Annotated in this window: 15 protein-coding genes and 1 pseudogene; 8 read left to right on the top strand and 8 right to left on the bottom strand. The window is 62.5% G+C overall.

Annotated features, from left to right (window positions below):
• Positions 1-8: 8 nt before the first annotated feature.
• The 7 genes and pseudogenes from C1H69_RS03315 to C1H69_RS03285 all read left to right on the top strand — a co-directional run bounded on the left by C1H69_RS03315 (position 9) and on the right by C1H69_RS03285 (position 6,003).
• The gene (locus tag C1H69_RS03315) at positions 9-1,127 is read left to right on the top strand and encodes an NAD(P)/FAD-dependent oxidoreductase (RefSeq protein WP_102651999.1); all 1,119 of its coding nucleotides are present in this window, start codon (positions 9-11) and stop codon (positions 1,125-1,127) included.
• Positions 1,102-1,404, top strand: a complete 303-nt coding sequence (locus tag C1H69_RS03310) for a (2Fe-2S)-binding protein (RefSeq protein ID WP_102651998.1) — start codon at positions 1,102-1,104, stop codon at positions 1,402-1,404. Before C1H69_RS03315 ends, C1H69_RS03310 begins: the two co-directional genes overlap by 26 nt.
• Positions 1,404-2,798: an FAD/NAD(P)-dependent oxidoreductase gene (locus C1H69_RS03305; RefSeq protein WP_102651997.1), complete on the top strand. Its 1,395-nt coding sequence runs from the start codon at positions 1,404-1,406 to the stop codon at positions 2,796-2,798. The genes C1H69_RS03310 and C1H69_RS03305 overlap by 1 nt, the downstream gene beginning before the upstream one ends.
• The gene (locus tag C1H69_RS03300) at positions 2,795-3,916 is read left to right on the top strand and encodes an NAD(P)/FAD-dependent oxidoreductase (protein WP_102651996.1); all 1,122 of its coding nucleotides are present in this window, start codon (positions 2,795-2,797) and stop codon (positions 3,914-3,916) included. Before C1H69_RS03305 ends, C1H69_RS03300 begins: the two co-directional genes overlap by 4 nt.
• 96 nt (positions 3,917-4,012) lie before the next feature.
• Positions 4,013-4,357: a RidA family protein gene (locus C1H69_RS03295; RefSeq protein WP_102651995.1), complete on the top strand. Its 345-nt coding sequence runs from the start codon at positions 4,013-4,015 to the stop codon at positions 4,355-4,357.
• 266 nt (positions 4,358-4,623) lie between these two features.
• Positions 4,624-5,079 (top strand): annotated as a pseudogene (locus C1H69_RS24570) (RES family NAD+ phosphorylase); the annotation flags it as partial.
• Positions 5,080-5,337: 258 nt separating this feature from the next.
• Positions 5,338-6,003 carry a fumarylacetoacetate hydrolase family protein gene (locus C1H69_RS03285; RefSeq protein ID WP_102651994.1) on the top strand — a complete coding sequence of 222 codons (666 nt, stop codon included), beginning with the start codon at positions 5,338-5,340 and terminating at the stop codon, positions 6,001-6,003.
• A 111-nt stretch (positions 6,004-6,114) separates the two neighbouring features.
• Here the strand turns inward: C1H69_RS03285 and speA are convergent, their stop codons facing one another.
• From speA to C1H69_RS03270, 3 genes are all read right to left on the bottom strand, one after another.
• Complete coding sequence (gene speA, locus C1H69_RS03280; protein WP_422666877.1) at positions 6,115-8,025, bottom strand: biosynthetic arginine decarboxylase; 1,911 nt, start codon at positions 8,023-8,025, stop codon at positions 6,115-6,117.
• 8 nt (positions 8,026-8,033) lie between these two features.
• Positions 8,034-8,999, bottom strand: a complete 966-nt coding sequence (locus tag C1H69_RS03275) for a homoserine kinase (RefSeq protein ID WP_102651992.1) — start codon at positions 8,997-8,999, stop codon at positions 8,034-8,036.
• A gap of 108 nt (positions 9,000-9,107) precedes the next feature.
• Positions 9,108-9,404 carry a DUF2782 domain-containing protein gene (locus tag C1H69_RS03270; protein WP_102651991.1) on the bottom strand — a complete coding sequence of 99 codons (297 nt, stop codon included), beginning with the start codon at positions 9,402-9,404 and terminating at the stop codon, positions 9,108-9,110.
• A 168-nt stretch (positions 9,405-9,572) separates the two neighbouring features.
• On the opposite strand from C1H69_RS03270, the gene polA reads away from it, so the two are divergent.
• Positions 9,573-12,365, top strand: a complete 2,793-nt coding sequence (polA, locus tag C1H69_RS03265) for a DNA polymerase I (protein ID WP_102651990.1) — start codon at positions 9,573-9,575, stop codon at positions 12,363-12,365.
• A gap of 112 nt (positions 12,366-12,477) precedes the next feature.
• Here the strand turns inward: polA and C1H69_RS03260 are convergent, their stop codons facing one another.
• The 5 genes from C1H69_RS03260 to C1H69_RS03240 all read right to left on the bottom strand — a co-directional run bounded on the left by C1H69_RS03260 (position 12,478) and on the right by C1H69_RS03240 (position 18,285).
• A complete protein-coding gene (locus tag C1H69_RS03260) occupies positions 12,478-13,551 on the bottom strand; it encodes an ABC transporter ATP-binding protein (RefSeq protein WP_205738401.1) in 1,074 nt (357 codons plus the stop codon).
• Positions 13,548-15,149, bottom strand: coding sequence for an ABC transporter permease (locus C1H69_RS03255; protein ID WP_205738400.1), 1,602 nt, complete (start codon positions 15,147-15,149; stop codon positions 13,548-13,550). The genes C1H69_RS03260 and C1H69_RS03255 overlap by 4 nt, the downstream gene beginning before the upstream one ends.
• A gap of 66 nt (positions 15,150-15,215) precedes the next feature.
• Positions 15,216-16,214: an iron ABC transporter substrate-binding protein gene (locus C1H69_RS03250; RefSeq protein WP_102651989.1), complete on the bottom strand. Its 999-nt coding sequence runs from the start codon at positions 16,212-16,214 to the stop codon at positions 15,216-15,218.
• Positions 16,215-16,450: 236 nt separating this feature from the next.
• Positions 16,451-17,785, bottom strand: coding sequence for a TRAP transporter large permease (locus tag C1H69_RS03245; RefSeq protein WP_102651509.1), 1,335 nt, complete (start codon positions 17,783-17,785; stop codon positions 16,451-16,453).
• A complete protein-coding gene (locus C1H69_RS03240) occupies positions 17,782-18,285 on the bottom strand; it encodes a TRAP transporter small permease subunit (protein ID WP_102651510.1) in 504 nt (167 codons plus the stop codon). Before C1H69_RS03240 ends, C1H69_RS03245 begins: the two co-directional genes overlap by 4 nt.
• Between the last annotated feature and the right edge of the window lie 2 nt (positions 18,286-18,287).

Here is an 18,287-nt window from a genome sequence, read left to right as displayed (position 1 = left end):
GAGATCATATGAAAACCTATGATTTTGCTATCGTCGGGGGCGGACTAGTAGGCAGTGCTATTGCCTATGGCCTGGCTAAGGCCGGCCACCGAGTCGCTGTGCTCGATGAAGGCGATGTTGCCTATCGGGCCTCTCGAGGCAACTTTGGGCTGGTCTGGGTCCAGGGGAAGGGGCTCGAAATCCCAAGCTATTCACAGTGGAGCATGAGCTCTGCATCTCTGTGGCCCAGTCTTTCGGAAGAACTCCGGGAACTCACTGAGGTGACAACTCAGCATCAAGCGCCGGGAGGCGTGCATCTCTGCTATAGCCAGAAGGAAATGGAGCTGCGGCAGGCTGATCTGACCTCGCTGGTCAAGGCGACCGGGGGGCAGTTCGATTTCGCCATGCTCGATCATGAACAGCTACGCGAGATGATTCCAGAAATCGGGGAGAGTATCACGGGGGCCTCATGGTCGCGCTGGGACGGACATGCCAACCCGCTTTATCTGCTACGCGGATTGCATGCCGGTTTTCTTCGCTGCGGCGGAACTTTCCTTCCCGGCAGCAAGGTTCACCGAGTGCATCGGAACGGGGACAGCTTCGTGATCGAGCGTGAGGGTGAACGAGTACAGGCAGAACGCGTGGTGCTCGCCGCCGGTCTCGGGAATCGACTCCTGGCCCCTCAGGTTGGGCTGCACGCCCCACTGATACCCAATCGAGGCGAAATCCTGGTCACTGAGCGCATGCGTCCCCTGCTGAATCTGCCGACCACGTATCTCCGCCAGACGGGGGAAGGCTCGATCTTGATGGGGGACTCCCACGAAGATGTCGGTTTCGACGAAGGCACCGAGACCCCAGTGCTGTCGAATATCGCCCAGCGAGCCGTGCGTGCCCTGCCAGCGCTGGCCAACACGCGGGTAGTACGTACCTGGGGTGCGTTGCGCGTGATGACGCCGGATGGCTATCCACTCTATCAGGCCTCGCTCTCCCACCCCGGCGCATTCGTGGCCTGCTGCCATAGCGGTGTGACCTTGGCTGCAGCCCATGCCAAACGTCTTGCCCCCTGGATCGCTGGTGATTCCTTGCCCAGCGAAATAGCCCCTTTCACCGCGGAGAGATTCGATGTTCAAACGGTTATCCCTGCCTGATGCCTCTGCACAGAAAACAGTGATCGTGTACTTCGATGGCCGGCAGGTCACTGCCCATGATGGCGATACCATTGCAGCGGCACTGCTCTCGGCCGGTGTCGAGGCATGCCGTACCACGCCGGTGAGCGGATCCCCGAGGGGCCCCTATTGCATGATGGGGGTCTGCTTCGAGTGTCTGGTCGAGGTGGACGACATTCCTAATGTCCAGGGTTGCCAAGTCCTTGTGAAGGACGGCATGCAGATCCGTTCGCAACACGGCGCAAGGAGACTCGGCTGATGACGATTCATGACCTGGTGATACTAGGCAGCGGGCCTGCCGGCCTGGCCGCTGCCGCCACTGCCGTGGCCCACGGCATCACCGCAGTGGTGGTCGATGAGCAGCCGGCAGCTGGCGGGCAGATCTATCGTTCAATTCAGTCGACACCTCTCAAGGAACGGCGAATTCTTGGTGATGACTACTGGCATGGTAAGGAGCTGGTAGATGGACTGGATGATCCGCGCATCGACTATCGTCCCGGCACTACCCTGTGGCAGCTCACCCGGCGGCTCGAGGTCGGGCTCCTCCAGGGTGAGAAAGCTTCGATGGTGCGAGCCCGACATGTCATTCTCGCCCATGGTGCGATGGAGCGGCCCTTCCCGATTCCGGGCTGGACCCTGCCCGGGGTCATGACCGCCGGAAGCGGCCAGATCCTGCTCAAGAGTGCTGGCTTGGCGCCTTCGGCACCGGTTGTGCTCGCTGGCTGCGGGCCACTTCTGTTACTGCTGGCCGTGCAATATCTGCGCGCCGGGATTCCCATTGCTGCTTTGCTCGATACCACGCCGGCGGGGCAATACCGGGATGCACTCCCGCTACTGCCCGGTGCGCTACGAAATGCGCGGACCCTGCTCAAGGGCGTGGGGCTATTGGCCGAACTGCGACGTGCAGGCGTCAGGCATGTCCGGCACGTGACGGCTCTGGAAGCCGAAGGCGAAGACCGACTGGAGCGAATCCGCTGGCAATGCGGCGACGATTCTGAGTGGCACTGCCTGACAACTCCGCTGCTTCTGCTTCATCAGGGGGTAGTTCCTAACACCCAGGTCACGCGGGCCCTCGACTGTACTCATGACTGGGACGAGCGGCAACTGGCCTGGCAGCCGCGAAGAGACGCCTGGTTGGCGACAGATGTTGAGGGTATTACGGTCGCTGGAGATGCCGGCGGCATTGTGGGTGCCAAGGCCTCGGCTATGCAGGGACGACTGGCAGGGCTGGGAGCCGCCATTACACTCGGTCGCGTGAGTGAAGATAAGACCCGGGAGGAAGTGAAACGGCTGCGTCGTGACTTGGCGCGAGAAACGGCCATTCGTCCCTTCCTCGACGCTCTCTACCGGCCGGCAGCGCATTGGCGGCTGCCTGAGGATGATACGCTGGTGTGTCGTTGCGAGGAGGTTACCGCCGGTGAGGTTCGCCGCATGGCCGAGCAGGGGTGTCGTGGCCCCAACCAGACCAAGTCATTCACCCGGTGTGGCATGGGGCCCTGTCAGGGACGCTTGTGTGGACTGACGGTCAGCGAGCTGTTGGCCGATGCCAACGGGCAGAGCGTTGCCGAGACTGGCTACTACCGCCTTCGCCCCCCCTTCAAGCCCATTACCTTGGGGCAGTTGGCAACAGCCGCAGAAGACGCTTCCGGATGAGTGCCCGGATCGTGATCGTCGGGGCAGGTCTCCATGGTTGTAGTGCCGCTGTCCATCTCAGCGCCCAGGGCCATCGGGTCACGGTGATCGACAAGGACTACGCCGGTCGGCACGCCTCGGGTGTAAACGCCGGTGGTGTGCGACGGTTGGGCAGGCATCCTGCGGAGATCCCCTTGGCCATGGCTGCTTGGGAACGCTGGCAACGCATGGCCGAGGTGGTCGGAGACGACTGTGATTTTCGCCCGGTGGGGCAGATCAAGGTCGCCGAGAATGGCGCCGATCTGGAGACGCTAGCCGATCGTGAGCGGCAGGTCCGTTCTTTGGGATTCGACCACGAGTATCTCATCACCCGCGACGAGCTACATAAGCGCGTTCCGGCACTGTCTCCCCACTGCCCTGGCGGACTTGCCTGCGACGGTGATGGTTATGCCAACCCCTATCGCACGGTGACAGCGTGGCGACGCCAGGCTCAACGGCAGGGTGTGAGCTTCTTCGAAGGCGTGGTTGTCACCGGCCTGGAGGCCCATGGCAGCGGGTGGAAGGTTCAGGCGGGACTCCACCGTTTCTCTGCCGACATCCTCATCAACTGCGCTGGTGCTTGGGCCGGGACGCTTTGTCAATGGCTGGGCGAGCCGGTACCGCTAGCCGCCGAGGCGCCGATGCTGATGATTACCGAGCGACTGAAGCCATTTCTCGGCCCGGTCATCGGGGCAACGTCCAGGCCACTCTCCTTCAAGCAGTTTGAAAACGGCACAGTGCTGATCGGCGGAGGCGTTCGGGGAGAAGTCGATTCGCGACGCCAGGTCGCCGAGACCTGTCTGGGAGGATTGGCGGACAATGCCGACACCGTATTGAGCCTGTTCCCCTTCATGCATGAGGCACGCATTGTCCGCACTTGGGCAGGGATGGAAGCTGTCATGCCGGACCAGATCCCGGTGTTGGGTCCGGGCAGTACATCGGAGAGCGTAATTCATGCCTTCGGCTTCTCGGCTCACGGCTTTCAACTGAGCCCCATCTCTGGGGAAATCGTCGCCGACCTGGCTATGGGACGGGAGCCGGCCTACCCGATCAAGCCGTTTTCCATCACGCGCTTTCAGGGCTATCGCTCGTCAGGCTGAGGCACTGATTTGCGACATGCCCATCTTGCTCTCCTTTCGGCATGCCGAAAAGAGCGACACCACGCCTGTAGACAGGCAATCACAGGAGTTAATCACATGATCGAACGCAGTATTCGTACCCCCATCATGCACCGTGCCGTTGCAGCCAATGGCTTTGTGTTCTTCGGTGGCATCATCGCTGATGATCTTGGCTTGGACATGGCAGGCCAGACTCAGCAGGTATTGGACAAGCTGGAAAGCTATCTCGCTGAAGCCGGAACTAACAAGGATCGCATCGTTTCGGCTACGGCTTACGTGGCTGATTTATCTCTAAAAAAAGGGATGAATGACGTCTGGACTCAATGGTTTGATCCAGAACACCTGCCTGCCAGGGCGACTTTAGGAGTCGCGGACCTAGGCGATAACGTGTTGCTGGAGTTGGTGGTCACCGCCGTCAAGTAGCTTTCCGCGGACCACGGGCTTCCTTTATGCTTTCCACCACCTCACACAGAATGACTGTTTGAGGTGGTGGCCTGAATTGCCCCGGATATTCTAGACACCCATCAGGCTCTTGCTTTCGGCAACGGCATTATCGTGGCAGTTACTGCGACGGCTCATGCTGCCCGCAAGATGATTGGTTCAGAAAGTTCTGCCAATCCGCGCTGCAGTGTTGGCTGTAGCAGAGAGAGCAGTGCGACAGTGCCTTGTAAGGAGTCGTCTATCGTGGCCACAATCCTCGGTGGCAGCATGCACCAGAGTCCGGGGAGGGTGCCGCTCGGAACGGGGGGCGCTGGAACCCAGTTGGACTCCCGGCTCTTTACACTAGTGAGCGTTTCGAGACCGCCTGGCTTGAGGCTCAACAAGGCTTCCCGTTTAAGACCCAGCCGCTGACGCTCTGTACCTACGAAGTCGACTGCGGTCCACTCCTGAACCTGTGTGACTCAGCAACCCGGGAGCACGTGCGTCCCTCCTCAGAGACCTGGATGCACGAAGCCTGGTTGGACAAGAAAATACGGCGCGAGCCCGTCGTCGCCTGGGAGATAGTCGCGCAGCTGATCGAGGAGGGTTTCGCAGGCATTCGAGTACCGTCTCAAGCGAAGGGCGCAACCGATCGAGACATCAACATCGTGTTCTGGAAGTGGTCACGCTCGGCGCCTACCAAGGTTCACGTAAGTAATAGATGATGAAGGCCGGCTGCCTGGCGATCCACCGGGCACCGCTTGAAGAGTCTGAATCAGGTTGACAGGTTCCGCTTGAGGATCCAGGGCGCTTGCAGGCCCAGGCCCCCGGCTTTCCTGGCGCGCGATCCGGATGAAGAGCGGTTTCCCGGCGCTGGGACGATCTGTTCGACGGCGGGGGATTGTGGAACAGGGTGTCTGGTGCGGTAGACTGTCTGGCTGTTGTTGAGAGCGGCACGCATAACGAGAAGGAGAAGACCCGCCATGCGCTTTGTTCCCCGTTTTACCGATGGTCAGGAATTTCCCCACCCGCTCGGCAAGGTCGTCTGCATCGGTCGCAATTACGCCGACCATGCCAAGGAGCTGGACAATCCGATACCTGACGAGCCGCTGTTGTTCATCAAGCCGGCCACCAGTGTCGTGGGCCTTGATGAGCCGCTCGATGCGCCTTTCTCCCGTGGAGAGGTTCATTACGAGGTCGAGCTGGCGCTGCTGATCGGTGAGGAGCTGAACCATGCCACGGCCGACGAGGCAGAGCGTGCCATTGTCGGTATCGGTCTGGGCCTCGACCTGACTCTGCGAGATGTACAGACACGACTCAAGGAAAAGGGCCATCCCTGGGAAGTGGCCAAATGCTTCGACGGCGCCTGTCCGCTGTCCGATTTCCTCCCGCTCAGCCGGGCACCCAACTGGAATGCGCTGATGTTCGAGCTGGAGATCGACGGGGAGCTTCGCCAGCATGGGGAAGGCGCCGACATGCTGTTCCCGGTACCTTCGCTGGTCGCCGAGATGAGCCGGCATTTTTCGTTGCTGCCAGGCGACGTGGTGCTCACCGGTACTCCGTCCGGGGTGGGTGAGCTGCCTCGTGGCGCCAAGCTGCGACTGACATTGACCGGTGGCCTGGACGTCGCCGCTCAGGTCATGGAGTAGGACTGGTCGCGACTGGCATGCCGGCAGCAAGCACGGTACGCCGGCCCAAACGCAACGACACCCCGCAGCCCGGCTGCGGGGTGTCGTGCCGTGAGTCGGCTTGCTCAAGGACTATTCCAGGTACGTGTAGCCCTGTAGGCCTGCTGAAAGGTCGTCCATGAAATATGCCTGTTCCTCCGCGGACAGCCCGCTTTCCGCCAGCTGTCCGGCCAGATGCTCCCGCAGTACCTCCGCATCGAAATTCACGTAAGCCAGAACATCGGCCACCCTGTCGCCCTGCTGGGCATGGGACAGCACCCAGTTCTGCTCGTCGTCCAGGGCGGCATCCACTGAGTCGGTATCGCCGAAGAGGTTGTGCAGGTCGCCCAGAATTTCCTGATATGCCCCGACGAGAAAGAAGCCCAGCAGGCGCTCCTCATCCTCGCTCCATTCCGGCAGCGGCAGGGTGGTTTCCACCCCCTGGCCATCGACGTAACCATCGATGCGCCCGTCGCTGTCACAGGTGATATCCTGGATCACGCCGCGGCGTGTCGGCTCGCGGTCGAGTCCTGTCAACGGCAGGACGGGGAATATCTGGTCGATGCCCCAGACATCGGGTACCGACTGGAAGAGCGAGAAATTGACGAACAGCTTGTCGGCGAGTTTCTCGGCCAGCTCATCGATGATCTCCCGATGGGCCCGGTTGCGGCTATCCAGCCGTGAGCGAAGGCGGGCACAGGCGGCGAAATAGACGCCTTCTCCCTCGGCCCGCACGGTGATGTCGGCAAGCCCCATGATGAAGCGATCGTGCAGCTCGCTCATGGCTTGCAGCAGGTCGTGCCAGGCCTCTACCAGCCCGCGTGGCTCCACGTGATCGTAGAGCAGGTCGTGGACCCGCCACAGCTCCTCGAGCTGGGGGTCGTCCTCGGCCTGTCGTTCGGGAGCCTGGTCGTTGACCCGCTCCTCGCCAATCACGTTGGTGATCAGCACGGCGTGATGAGCGGTGAGGGCTCGTCCAGACTCACTGATGAGATGGGGCTGAGGGATATCCGCCTCGTTGCAGGCCTGGGCGAAGGCGCTGACGACATTGCGGGCATACTCGCGCATCGAATAGTTGATCGAGCAGAAGCTGCGCGAGCGGGTGCCTTCATAGTCGATGCCGAGTCCGCCACCCACGTCCACGGTATCGATGGGAACGCCCAGCGCCAGCAGGCTCTGGTAGAAACGCGCGCACTCCCGCAGTCCGAACTGGATATCGCGGATATTGGCGATCTGCGAGCCCAGATGAAAATGAACCAGCTGCAGGCAGCCGAGTGAATCGGTCTCGCGCAGGCTTTCCACCACGGCCAGCATCTGGCCCGCGGTGAGCCCGAACTTCGATTTCTCGCCCCCCGTGTCCTGCCATTTCCCCATGCCGACCGACGCCAGGCGTGCACGCAACCCGATGCGCGGGGTCACGCCCAACTGCTCGGCTTCTTCCATGATCAGCGGCAGTTCGGAGAACTTCTCCACCACCAGGTAGACCCGATGGCCGAGCTTTTCGCCCATCAGCGCCAGGCGGATGTACTCGCGGTCCTTGTAGCCATTGCAGACGATCAACGAAGGGCCGTCACCGGATAGCGCCAGCACCGCCAGCAGCTCCGGCTTGCTGCCGGCCTCGAGGCCGACTCGTCCATGCCCCCGCTCGCGGGTGGCGAGTATCTCCTCGACCACACGACGCTGCTGGTTGACCTTGATGGGGTAGACCGCGGTATAGCCGCCATCGTATTCCTCTTCCGTCATGGCCAGGTCGAAGGCATCACACAGCTGTTCGACCCGGTCATGCAGGATATCGCTGAAACGGACCAGCACCGGCAGGCGCAGGCCGGCATTGCGCAGTTCATCGACCAGCGGGGCGAGCGGCAGGGCTGGCCCAACGGCTTCACTGCCCAGCGGTCGAACCAGGGCGTTGCCGGCATCGTCCACATCGAAATAACCGCTGCCCCACTGATCGATATTCCAGGTGCGCCGTGCGCGCTGGGCGGGACTGGAGGCCGCTCCCATCGATAGACTCATGCTGTTGTGCTCGCTTCGGGCAGGGGCAGGGCGCCATGGTTCAGGCGTGCCGTGAGGATCGTATGGAACCGCCCCGGATCGTGGGGCGTGAGGTCATGGGCCGGCGGGTCCACATAGACCACCAGCAGGCGTGAGAGCCAGTAGCGCAGCGCCGTCATGCGCAGCATCGTCGGCCATACCTCGCGTTCGGTGTCGTCGAGCGGACGGCGGGCCTGGTAGGCGCTCAGGATGATGTCGTGGCGCTCGGCATCGAGGCGGCCGTCCGGGCCTGTGGCCCAGTCATTGATGACGATGGCCAGGTCGAACAGCAGGTCGCCGGTGCAGCCATTGTAGAAATCGATGATGCCGCCCAGACGGTCCCCCTCGAAGAGGGTATTGTCGCGGAACAGATCGCCATGCAGTGCACCCTGCGGCAGTGGCGGTGCATCGCCGAACACTCCCTGGTAGATCTCCACTTCGTCCTTCATCAGGGCCTGGTCCTCCGGTGAGAGATACACCAACGTCCTGTGGTGCATGGCCATGAGCCAGTTCAGGTCGCGGGGATTGGGGCGGTGCCCGGGGAAGTGCTGCGAGACCACATGCATGTGTCCCAGGGTATCGCCAAGCACCCGGCACTGCTCCAGGTTGGGCGCCATGGGGTGGCGCCCCGGCAGGCGCGGAAACAGCAGCGAGGGCTTGCCGGCCAGGCTGTGCAGGGCAATGCCGTCGCGGTCGTGCACCGGGCCCGGGACGGGAAGGCGGTGCTCGTCCAGGTAATCGAGCAACTCGACAAAGAAGGGCAGCTCTTCGTGTTCGCCCTGTTCGAAGAGGGTCAGCACGAGTTCCCGTTGGTCGGTGGTGACGAAGAAGGTGGAATTCTCCGTGCCGCCGGCCACCCCTTCCAGGGACACCAGCGAGCCAGCGTCGAAGCTGCCGAGAAAATCCGCGACCTGTGCGTCGCTTAACGGTGTGAATACGGCCATGTGTTTCTCGCCCAGGTTGCCAAGCCGCCTATTGTAGCGACTTGGCACTTCGATGCACGTCCGGGGAGGATGATAGGTTGCCCGATATCATCAAGGCCAGGAACAGGACTACCAGCTCAGCAGGATCCACTGAGGAATGGCAATACGGTCGCCTTCCTGGCGTTCGAAGTTGCCATCGCCATCATGGTCCACCAGGAAGTAGCTGGGGCCACGGGATGGGCGGATCTCGATGGCATAGAGCTGGCCATTTACCCGGTATTCGCGGATGGTGCGGTCTTCCTCCTGGCGGATGGTGATGTCCGGCTCGATATCGGCGGAGGATTGGGCCAGCGCGGAGGTGGCGACAGCCAGGCCGAGCCCGAGAGAGAGCAGAGCAATAGTGACGATATGGCGCTGAGTGTTCATGTTGACCTCCGAAGCCGGCTTGCGACAGTCGCTATCACCACGTGGGATATGCTCAGTGTATGACGTTGGACAGTATGAACCCAATGTCGGCGGCAAAACAGTTGCGCAATGCGTATCATGGCTGACCAGGATCACGTTTTCTTGCACAGACTCAACGGATACCGATACATGGCCGACACGCCCATCGTTCTCGTCGACGGTTCCTCCTATCTCTACCGAGCCTTCCATGCCCTGCCGCCCTTGACCACCTCCAGGGGGCAGCCTACCGGAGCCGTGAAGGGGGTGCTCAACATGCTCAAGAGGCTTATCAAAGACTATCCGGACAGCCCGATGGCGGTGGTCTTCGATGCCAAGGGGAAGACCTTCCGCGATGAGCTGTTCGAGCAGTACAAGGCACACCGGCCGCCGATGCCCGACGACCTGCGCTCCCAGGTGGAGCCCCTGCATGCCTGCGTCCGGGCGTTGGGCCTACCCCTGCTGTGTGTCGAGGGCGTGGAGGCCGACGATGTCATCGGCACCCTGGCCCGCCATGCAACGGAGGCGGGGCGCGATGCGGTGATCTCCACCGGCGACAAGGATATGGCCCAGCTGGTCAATGACCACATCACGCTGGTCAACACCATGAAGGATGAAACGCTGGACGTGGAGGGGGTCAAGCAGAAGTTCGGCTTGCCACCCGAGCTGATCATCGATTACCTGGCGCTGATGGGCGACAAGGTCGATAACATTCCCGGCGTGCCCGGGGTCGGCGGCAAGACGGCGCTGGGCCTGCTGCAGGGCATCGGTGGTGGTCTGGATGCTATCTATGCCGGCCTGGAAACGGTCAAGACCCTCGACTTTCGCGGCGCCAAGACCCTGCCCAAAAAGCTCGAGGAACACCGCGACCAGGCCTATCTCTCTTACCAGCTTGCGACGATCAAGACAGACTGCGAGCTGCCGGTGGGCCTCGATGACCTGGATATCGCCCACCCGGACCGTGAAGCGCTCAAGCACTGGTACACCGAACTGGAGTTCAAGGCCTGGTTGTCCGAGCTGCTGGCCGGCAAGGACGAAGGAGTCGATGACGTGGTACGTGGCGCGAGTGTGGCGTCCGCGGCGACGAACCTCGATCATGCCGCCCCGGCCGCAAGCGTCTCCGCCTGCAAGAACCACCTGATTCTGACCCAGGAGGAGCTGGATGACTGGCTCTCGCGGCTGGGGACGGCCGAGGCGTTCTGCTTCGACCTGGAAACCAACAGCCTGAACTACATGGTCGCCGAGATCGTCGGCATAGGATTGGCGCTGGAGCCGGGAGAGGCGGCCTACATTCCGGTGGCGCATGACTACATCGACGTGCCCGACCAGCTTGATCGCGATCGGGTGCTGGCGATGCTCAAGCCGCTGTGGGAGGACCCCGCGCGGGGCAAGATCGGCCAGAACCTCAAATACGACATCTCGGTGCTGGCCAACTATGGCATCAGCGTGCGCGGGCCGCTGACCGATACCATGCTTGAGTCCTACGTGCTCAATTCCACCGCGACCCGCCACGACATGGATTCGCTGGCGCTCAAGTATCTCGGTCAGAAGACCGTCAGCTTCGAGGAGATTGCCGGCAAGGGAGCCAAGCAGCTTACCTTCAACCAGATCGACTTCGAGCAGGCCGTGCCCTACGCCTGCGAGGATGCCGACGTGACGCTGCGCCTGCACTGCGCGCTTCGTCCGCGGGTCGAGGCCGAAGGGCGTCTGGCCGAGGTGCTCGACAACCTGGAGAGACCACTGATCCCGGTATTGTCGCGAATGGAGCGCACCGGGGTGGCACTGGACGCCGAACGGCTACACCGCCAGAGCCAGGAGCTCGCCGAGCGCATCCGTGAACTGGAGATTCGCGCTTTCGAACTGGCCGGGCGAGAGTTCAACCTCGGCTCGCCCAAGCAGCTCGGGCAGATCCTGTTCGAAGAGCAGAAGATTCCGGTAATCAAGAAGACCCCCAAGGGCGCGCCCTCCACCGCGGAAGCCGTACTCGAAGAGCTGGCCCTGGATTATCCGCTGCCCAAGGTGATCATGGAACACCGGGGGCTCTCCAAGCTCAAGTCCACCTACACCGACAAGCTGCCCCGGCTGGTCAACAAGACGACGGGGCGGCTGCATACCAGCTATCACCAGGCGGTCACCGCCACCGGACGGCTCTCCTCCAGCGATCCCAATCTGCAGAATATTCCAATCCGCACCGAGGAGGGGCGGCGCATCCGTCAGGCCTTCATCGCCCGGCCAGGCTACTGCATCGTGGCCGCCGACTACTCCCAGATCGAGCTGCGCATCATGGCCCACCTTTCCGGGGACGAGGGCCTGCGCACCGCCTTTGCCGAGAATCGCGATATCCATACCGCCACCGCGGCGGAGGTGTTCGGTGTACCGCTCGACAAGGTCTCGGGTGACCAGCGCCGCAGTGCCAAGGCGATCAACTTCGGACTGATCTACGGTATGAGCGCATGGGGGCTGGGCAAGCAGCTGCATATCGAACGCAGCCAGGCCCAGACCTACATCGATCGCTACTTCGACCGCTATCCCGGCGTGGCGCGCTACATGGATCGCGTTCGCGCCCAGGCGGCAGAGGACGGCTATGTGGAAACGGTATTTGGCCGGCGGCTCTATCTGCCGGAAATCAAGGCCCAGAACCATGCCCGCCGCCAGGCCGCCGAGCGGACCGCCATCAACGCACCCATGCAGGGCACCGCAGCGGATATCATCAAGCGCGCCATGATCGACGTCGACACCTGGCTGCACGAGCAGAATGGCAAGGCGGCCGAATTCGACGCGGTGATGGTGATGCAGGTCCACGACGAGCTGGTCTGCGAGGTCAAGGAAGAGCAGGTGGCGGACTTCATCGCGTCGGTGAAGGCAAGGATGCAGGCGGCCGCCGAGCTCAGCGTGCCGCTGGTCGTCGAAGCCGAGAGTGGCAAGAACTGGGACGAGGCGCACTAGCGGAAGTCCCGAACCAGCAGACTAGCGGATGCCACTTACACAGCGGCCCCGGGAAGGCCGCGGCGTTAGGCTCTCCGCCTCCCCATCCCTGAGCGGCTGACATTTGGCCCGGTCAGTCTCTCAGCACCGTGGCGGTGCGCTGCGGTTCCAGGCAAACCTGCTCGCCGATCTTCCACAGGATGTGGCTGGGGGTAATGGCGCAGAAGCGCTGGCCGTGGTGTTCGAGCAGGTAGTAGCAGTCGTGGCCGCGAAACTCGCGCTCGACGATGGTCGCGCCATGATCGTCCGGGGCGGCCGACAGGGAGAGGTGCTCGGGGCGAAGCGATAGCCGCACCGGCCCCTGCTGGCGGTGATCGATGGCGACAGGTCCCAGTGCGGTCTGGGCGATTTCGCCATCGGCCATACCCTCGAGGAGGTTGGTATGGCCAAGGAATTCGGCGACGAAGGCGGTGGCCGGCGTCTGGTAGATGCGCTCGGGGCGGTCCATCTGCAACAGTTGTCCGGAGTGCATCACTCCCACCTGGTCGGCAAAGGAGAGCGCCTCGGCCTGGTCGTGGGTAACGAGTATCACCGAGGTACCGGCGGCCTTGAACAGGCGGCGTACTTCCTTGCGCGTCGATTCCCGCAGGGCGGCGTCGAGGTTGGAGAAGGGTTCGTCCAGCAGCACCAGTTCGGGTTCCGCGGCGAGTGTTCTGGCCAGGGCGACGCGCTGCTGCTGGCCGCCTGAGAGCTCATCCGGCATACGGGTGGAGAGATCGGCCAGGCCCACCAGGTCAAGCCATTCACGCGCCTTGGCCGGACGCTTCGCCTTGGCGATGTGGCGCATGGCGAAGGCGACGTTCTCACCCAGGCTCATATGGGGAAAAAGGGCATAGTCCTGAAAGACGATGCCGATACGGCGCTGCTGGGGTGGCAGATGCGTCACCCGCTTGCCATGGAGGAGGATCTCGCCACCATCCGGCGTCTCGAAACCCGCGATCATGCGCAGAGTGGTGGTCTTGCCGCAGCCGCTCGGGCCAAGCAGGGCAAGGATCTCACCGTTGCCCAGCGAGAAGCTGACGTCTTCCACAGCCAGGGGATCGCCGTGACGATAGCGCTTGGTCAGGCCGTTGACCGACAGTAGCGGGGCGGCCAGCCGGATCGGGCTTCCCTTGGGGTCGGCGCTGATGTTGAGGTTCGTCATCATTTGCCCTCCTTGGTGAGCAGAAGGCCCACGGACAGGCTTGAAAACACCACGATGGCGGCGGCGAAGGGCGCCGCTTCAGCCAGCATGCCTTCCGAGGTACGGGTGAATACGGTGACCGCCAGGGTGGTATAGCCGGTCGGGGCCAGGAGGAAGGTGATCGGCAGTTCCTTCATGCATAACACGAAGACCAGCACGATACCCGCCAGGATGCCGCGTCGAAGACGCGGAAAGATCACATGGACAAATGTGCTGGCGGGGCCATGGCCCAGCGAATGGGCGGCCTGTTCCATGCTGGGGCGGGTCTGCAGCAGCGAATTGCGAATCGGGCCCAGTGCCAGCGCCAGCGATGCCATGGCCCAGGTGATGATCAACAGCGCCAGGGTCTGGTAGAGGAATGGCGCGGTACGCAGAGAGAAGAACACCATGGCCAGCCCCAGGGCCAGTGGTGGCAGGGCGTAGCCGATATAGGCCGAACGCTCGATCAGCGTCGAAAAGGGCGAGCGGTAGCGTACCGTCAGGAAGGCCAGTGGCAGGGCGAAGGCGGCGGCCAGCAGCGCAGCGGGCAACGCGGCGCCGGCCGAACGCAGGAACGTGCCCGGCACGCGAGCGAAGAAGCTCATGTCGGGCGGCGACAGCAGCAGCCAGTAGCCGAGGATCATGACCGGCAGGCCGATGGAAACACCGAAGAGCACGATCAGATAGGGCCATGCCAGCCAGCGGGCCCGGCCCAGCGGCGCTGGCTTGAGGGGGCGAGCCACACCGGTGCCGACCCGTGCCAGCTTGCGCTTGAGCACCAGGCTATCGAGCATCACGAAGCTGGCGGCAAGGGCCAGCAGCATGATGGCCAACCAGGCGGCATAGATACGATCGAACGCGCCGGAGTATTGGGTATAGATGGCGTAGCTGAAGGCCTCGTAGCGCATCAGGGCCACGGCGCCGAAGTCGCCCAGTACATAGAGCGTAATGACCAGCCAGCCGGCCATCAACGATGGCATCAGGTGTGGCAGGGTCACCTTGCGCAGGATTTCGCCCTGGGTATAGCCCAGGCTGCGTGCACTCTCTTCCAGGTTGCCATCCAGGCCGGACAGGGCGGTACGCAGGTTGAGAAAGAGATAGGGAAAGGTGTAGAGCGACAGCGCCAGGGTCGCGCCGACATACCCCTGGATGCGGGGCAGCTGAATACCGGTGAGCTGGGCCAGTACGCCATAGTTGCCGCCCAGGCCGATCAGGGCATAGGCCATCACGTAGCCAGGCACCGCCAGGGGGATGAGCCCCATGATGGTCAGTGTGCGCTTGAAACGTATATCGGTGCGGGTTACCAGCCAGGCCAGTGGAAAGGCCATCAGAGTGGTCAGAAACACCACGCCGGCCGCCAAGGCCAGGGTGTTGATCAGCAGTTGAAGATTACGGGGCCGGAAGACCAGGTTGGCCAGGGTGGCGCTATCGGCCTCGAAAGCGCGCAGACCCAGATAGATCAACGGCACCAGCATGACTGCGGCGACCACCAGGGAGGGTAGCAGGATGTGCAGCGGTACACGCCTGGGCAGCAGCCGAGGAAGGCGCGAAAGCGGCAGGCCGCTGGCGGTGGTCTCGGTCATCGTGCCTCGCGCAGTGAGTGTTGCCGCCTGCGGGGCAGGCGGCGCTCGATGGGTGCTCGGATCGGCTTACAGTAGCCCGACATCGCGCAGCAGGTTCAGGGTACCTTCCAGGTCGTCCAGGTCGTCCAGATCGATCTGCGGCGACACTTCCAGCAGGCGGTCGAAGTCCTCGAGATTCGGGTTCTGGATCACGCCACGGGTGACCGGGTATTCGTAGACGTTGCCGGTAAAGTATTGCTGGGCGGCCGGGGAGAGCAGGAAGCGTACGAACTCGATGGCGTCGTCCTTGTTCGCGCTGCTTTCCAGCACGGCGATGCCGGCGACGTTGACCAGATTGCCGATGTCGCCGTCGCTGAACACCGTCTGCTCGACGGGGAAGTCGCCGTCGGCGGCCAGGAAGCGCGGCAGGTAGTAATTGTTGACGAGACCGAAATCGACTTCTCCGTCGGCCACGCCTTGTACCTGGGTACCGTTGTTGCGGAACGCGACGGTGCCGTTGTCCTTCATGCCTTCGAGCCACTCTCGAGTGCGTTCGTCGCCGTGTTCCACGCGCATGGCGGTGATCAGCGACTGGAAGGAGCCGTTGGTTGGTGCCCAGCCGATGCGGCCTTCATAGCGCTCGTCGGTGAGGTCGAAGATGCTCGCTGGCAGCTCGTCCTCGCTGACGCGCTCGGAGGAGTAGACGAGGGTACGACCGCGGCCGCTGGCGGCGACCCAGTTGCCGGTCTCGCTGGTGTAGATGGTCGGCAGCCCTTCATAGATGTCGGCCGGCAGCTCGGCCAGCAGGTCTGCCCTGCTGATGGCTCCCATGGCTCCGGCATCCTGACCCCAGTAGAGATCGGCCGGTGAGCGGTCGCCCTCTTCCTGAAGCAAAACGGCCAGCTGTGCGGTGTCGCCATAGCGAACCTGGACATCGATGCCCGTGTCTTTCTCGAACTGGGCGATGATCGGCTCGACCATCGACTCGCCGCGGCCGGAATAGAGCGTCAGGCTACCGGCTGACGCCAGCGGTGCGGCAAGCAGAAAGGAAGCGGCGGCGGTAGCGGCAAACAACGTCTTGCGCATGGTGTCATTCCTTGAAGCGTGTAAGGCGGGGGTAAGTGATGCACCACTCTCCGGTGGTCAGGTCCCTCGGTCAGTCTCGGTCTATCGCCACGATAGCAAAAAAGTATCTGACTGCAAATGGTAATGATACGCAAAAAGATTTTTATGACTCAGGTCAACCTTTCAGCGACCCCAAAACCAGGGCGCCCGCCATCCGGAGGATGGCGGGCGTTTCGGAGTTGATACCTGGGTACCGTTCAGTAGCCGAGCATGATCGATGGCAGTCCGGTGATGAGCCAGGGGAAGAAGGCCATCAGCACACAGGCCAGCAGGATCAGGGCGACGAACGGCACCACCGCCTTGTAGAGATCGACGATCTCGACCCCCTTGGGTGACACCCCTTTCATGTAAAAAAGCGCGTAACCGAACGGTGGCGTGAGGAAGGAGGTCTGCAGCACGACCGCCACCATCACCACGAACCACAGCACGTCGATACCCATCTGGTTGATGATCGGCAGCATGATCGGGAAGCTCAGCAGCACGATACCGGTCCAGTCGAGGAACATTCCCAGCACGAACACCAGCGCGAACATGAAAATCAGGGCGCCAATCGTGCCGCCCGGCATGGCCATGACCAGATCGTTGATCACGGTCATGCCGCCGCCACGGGAGAAGACCCCGGTGAAGGCGGTGGCGCCGACCAGTACCAGCATCACCATGGTGGTGGTCTTGCTGGCGTCGATCATCGTGCGAAAGCAGGTGCCGATCCTGCGATCACCGAAGATCATGAACAGGAGGAAGGCGATCAGCACGCCGATGGCCGAGGCCTCGGTGGCGGTGGCGATGCCGGTGAACAGTGCGCCGAGCACGCCGAGAATCAGCGACATGGGCGGCAGCACGTACTTCACCAGCATCATCATCAGTTGGCCGGTAGAGTACTCGGCGCGCTCTTCGACCGCCACCGGCGGTCCGTAGGAGGGCTTGAGGTGGCAGATCACCAGGACGTAGAGCGCATACATGGCCCCCAGCAGCAGGCCCGGCACCAACGCGCCGGCAAACAGCGCGCCCACCGACACCGGCGAGTAGCTGGCCATCAGGATCAGCATGATACTTGGCGGAATCAGGATACCCAGGCAGCCGCTGGCCATGATCACCCCGGTGCTGAGCTCCTTGTTGTAGCCATACTTGAGCATCGGCACCAGCGCGATCATGCCCATCACGGCAATGGAGGCGCCGACGATGCCGGTGGTGGCGGCCAGCAGCACCGAGACGATGACCACGGTCAGTGCCAGGCCGCCGCGCAGTTGCGCCAGCAGCAGGCGCATCACCTCGAACATCTTCTCGGTGACCCCGGAATCATTGAGGAATCTCGCCATCAACACGAAGAGCGGAATGGCCACCAGCACATAGTTGTCCATGGCGTTGCCATAGATATTGTTGATGATGGTGCCGAGCACCCGCGGGCCGGGGCCGAGGTAGGCACCCATCACCGCGACGCCGCCGAGCACGAAGGCCAGCGGATGGCCCATGAACAGGCCGACCAGCAGGCCGCCGAACATGAACAGGGTAAGCAGTTCCGGACTCAGGCTCATGCTGGTTTCTCCTCACGCAGCACCTGGATGGCGCGGATGACGATGGCGATGGCCTGTAGCAGGAGGGTCACGGCAGCGACGACGATCACGCCCTTGATGGGTGCGACCGGGATCGACACCATCCCGTAGGTGGTCTCGCCGCGGGTGAAGGCGCGCATGAAGAAGCTCCAGCCGAAGGTCAGCAGCATCCAGATGAACGGCACGAAGAAGATCAGATAGGCGAGGATTTCGATGACGGCCTGCTTCTTGCGCGACAGCAGGCGCTTGAGCACGTCGACCTCGACGTGGGCGTGGTGGCGTAGCCCGTAGGCGGCCATCAGCATGAAATGGGCACCGAAGAGCATCTTGGTGATATCGAAGGCCCAATCGCTGGGACGGCCGACGAAGAAACGCAGTGCAATATCGTACAACACCACGAGGGTGATCACGGCAATCAGGGGGGCAATGAGACGGCCGAATCCCTCGTTGAGGGCATCAATTGCCTTGGCAATGGCATTCATGG

Origin of the sequence: Billgrantia endophytica (assembly GCF_002879615.1) — a bacterium.
GTDB classification, from domain to species: Bacteria; Pseudomonadota; Gammaproteobacteria; order Pseudomonadales; family Halomonadaceae; genus Halomonas; species Halomonas endophytica.
The sequence above is the reverse complement of the archived record's forward strand: the minus strand, read 5'-3'. Positions and strand labels throughout refer to the sequence as shown.

Bases quoted from the DNA above. Each gene is read 5' to 3' on its own strand.
- C1H69_RS03315 (WP_102651999.1), top strand. From the start codon at position 9: ATGAAAACCTATGATTTTGCTATCGTCGGGGGCGGACTAGTAGGCAGT.
- C1H69_RS03310 (WP_102651998.1), top strand. From the start codon at position 1,102: ATGTTCAAACGGTTATCCCTGCCTGATGCCTCTGCACAGAAAACAGTG.
- C1H69_RS03305 (WP_102651997.1), top strand. From the start codon at position 1,404: ATGACGATTCATGACCTGGTGATACTAGGCAGCGGGCCTGCCGGCCTG.
- C1H69_RS03300 (WP_102651996.1), top strand. From the start codon at position 2,795: ATGAGTGCCCGGATCGTGATCGTCGGGGCAGGTCTCCATGGTTGTAGT.
- C1H69_RS03295 (WP_102651995.1), top strand. From the start codon at position 4,013: ATGATCGAACGCAGTATTCGTACCCCCATCATGCACCGTGCCGTTGCA.
- C1H69_RS03285 (WP_102651994.1), top strand. From the start codon at position 5,338: ATGCGCTTTGTTCCCCGTTTTACCGATGGTCAGGAATTTCCCCACCCG.
- speA (WP_422666877.1), bottom strand. From the start codon at position 8,025: ATGGGAGCGGCCTCCAGTCCCGCCCAGCGCGCACGGCGCACCTGGAAT.
- C1H69_RS03275 (WP_102651992.1), bottom strand. From the start codon at position 8,999: ATGGCCGTATTCACACCGTTAAGCGACGCACAGGTCGCGGATTTTCTC.
- C1H69_RS03270 (WP_102651991.1), bottom strand. From the start codon at position 9,404: ATGAACACTCAGCGCCATATCGTCACTATTGCTCTGCTCTCTCTCGGG.
- polA (WP_102651990.1), top strand. From the start codon at position 9,573: ATGGCCGACACGCCCATCGTTCTCGTCGACGGTTCCTCCTATCTCTAC.
- C1H69_RS03260 (WP_205738401.1), bottom strand. From the start codon at position 13,551: ATGATGACGAACCTCAACATCAGCGCCGACCCCAAGGGAAGCCCGATC.
- C1H69_RS03255 (WP_205738400.1), bottom strand. From the start codon at position 15,149: ATGACCGAGACCACCGCCAGCGGCCTGCCGCTTTCGCGCCTTCCTCGG.
- C1H69_RS03250 (WP_102651989.1), bottom strand. From the start codon at position 16,214: ATGCGCAAGACGTTGTTTGCCGCTACCGCCGCCGCTTCCTTTCTGCTT.
- C1H69_RS03245 (WP_102651509.1), bottom strand. From the start codon at position 17,785: ATGAGCCTGAGTCCGGAACTGCTTACCCTGTTCATGTTCGGCGGCCTG.
- C1H69_RS03240 (WP_102651510.1), bottom strand. From the start codon at position 18,285: ATGAATGCCATTGCCAAGGCAATTGATGCCCTCAACGAGGGATTCGGC.